General features: G+C 60.4%; 1 pseudogene. It reads left to right on the forward strand.

Features of this window, described 5'->3' with window-relative positions:
- Positions 1–141: 141 nt before the first annotated feature.
- Positions 142–1,002 (forward strand): annotated as a pseudogene (locus J1M86_RS23780) (IS1595 family transposase); the annotation flags it as partial.
- Between the last annotated feature and the right edge of the window lie 222 nt (positions 1,003–1,224).

Below are 1,224 nucleotides of genomic sequence, written 5' to 3' on the forward strand. Positions count from 1 at the left end.
GTTGCATCTGCGAGATGCCCTTCGTTGTGGCCGAATTTGATCCTCGAGAAATCTCATTCTTCCACTACGACAGGGCATTTCGTGTCTGCGACCCGCGCTTGGTCGCTACCGAATCGGTGCAACCAGGATAAAGCAAGGGCTGCAAGCGAATATCTGGCCAGTCTTCGCTGGCCCCTTGGCTTTCGGTGTCCAATGTGTGACGGGGACCGGTCGTGGAGGACCTCGACGCAGCATTGGAAGTGCGTTCGGTGCGGTCGTAAGACCTCTGTGACTGCGGGGACGATCTTCCACCGCACCCGCACCCCGCTGACCACGTGGTTTGCGGCGATCTGGCTGGTCACCTCGCAGAAGAACGGCACCTCCGCGCAGAACATCCACGACATGCTCGGGTTGGGTTCCTACGAAATAGCATGGGCATGGCTGCACAAGCTACGGCGAGCGATGGTGCGGCCCGATCGCGAACTCCTCTCTGGCCTGGTCGAAGTAGACGAGTCGTTCATCGGCGGCCGCGCGACAGGCAAGGCCGGTGCGTCGACCGACAAGGTGCCGGTCATGATTGCTGTGGAAAATGTTGGTACACAAGTAAATAGAAAACTTTCCCTCGGCCGGGTACGGCTCGGGGTGGCCTCCTCGCCGGGGTCGAAGCAGGTAGTGGACTTCGCCCGTACGGTCGCTGCACCCGGGTCGACGATCCGAACCGACGGCGCTCGGATGTTCCGCGTTCTCTGCGATGAGGGCTTCACCCACACCTACATCTCCGGGTACAGCTCGGACGAGCCCGGCCACGTCACCCTCCCCGGTCCCCACCGAATCGCCTCGCTGCTCAAACGATGGAACGCAGGCACCCACCACTACCGCGTCGAGCGCGAGCATCTGCAGTACTACCTCGACGAATTCGCGTTTCGATTCAATCGCCGCAGGTCGCACGCGCGCGGGATGTTGTTCTATCGACTGCTCCAACAAAGCGTCGACACCGATCCGCACCCGCTTGCCGAGCTGATCGGCGGGGCTGGAGGTGGAAAAACCCCGTCGCCCGGCAAGGACGAACTGTTGTCCGACAACGTATTCGACGACTTCTGACAGATCAGTCCACTTAACCTGGTTGCACCGATTCGGTAGCGACCAAGCGCGGGTCGCAGACACGAAATGCCCTGTCGTAGTGGAAGAATGAGATTTCTCGAGGATCAAATTCGGCCACAACGAAGGGCATCTCGCAGATGCAAC

It is taken from the genome of Rhodococcus sp. KRD197 (genome assembly GCF_017168235.1).
GTDB lineage: Bacteria > Actinomycetota > Actinomycetes > Mycobacteriales > Mycobacteriaceae > Rhodococcoides.